General features: G+C 50.4%; 1 rRNA gene. It reads right to left on the minus strand.

What is annotated here, in order from left to right:
- Positions 1-579 (minus strand): 23S ribosomal RNA (locus ACLGL1_RS09795); the annotation flags it as partial.

The following is a 579-nucleotide window of genomic DNA, read 5'->3' on the forward strand; positions in this document are numbered from 1 at the left end:
TGAACGATTTCCATCCGTTCTGAGGGAACCTTTGAGCGCCTCCGTTACTCTTTAGGAGGCGACCGCCCCAGTCAAACTGCCTGCCTGACAATGTCCAATAACCCGATGAGGGTTCCTTGTTAGAATTTCAGCTATTTAAGGGTGGTATCCCAATGCTGACTCCACGAAATCTGGCGACCTCGCTTCTCTGTCTCCCACCTATGCTGTACATAAATAACCGAAACCCAATATCAGGGTGCAGTAAAGCTCCATGGGGTCTTTCTGTCCTATCGTAGGTAACCGGCATCTTTACCGGTAGTTCAATTTCACCGAGTCCCTTGTTGAGACAGCGTCCAGATCGTTACGCCTTTCGTGCGGGTCGGAACTTACCCGACAAGGAATTTCGCTACCTTAGGACCGTTATAGTTACGGCCGCCGTTTACTGGGGCTTCAGTTCAAAGCTTGCACTCTTTCCCTTAACCTTCCAGCACCGGGCAGGCGTCAGCCATTATACGTCATCTTACGATTTGGCAATGACCTGTGTTTTTGCTAAACAGTCGCCTGGACCTCTTCTCTGCGGCTCTCTCTCGCTCTGTATTG

This window comes from Peptococcus simiae (genome assembly GCF_046569735.1).
Taxonomy (GTDB): Bacteria; Bacillota; Peptococcia; order Peptococcales; family Peptococcaceae; genus Peptococcus; species Peptococcus simiae_A.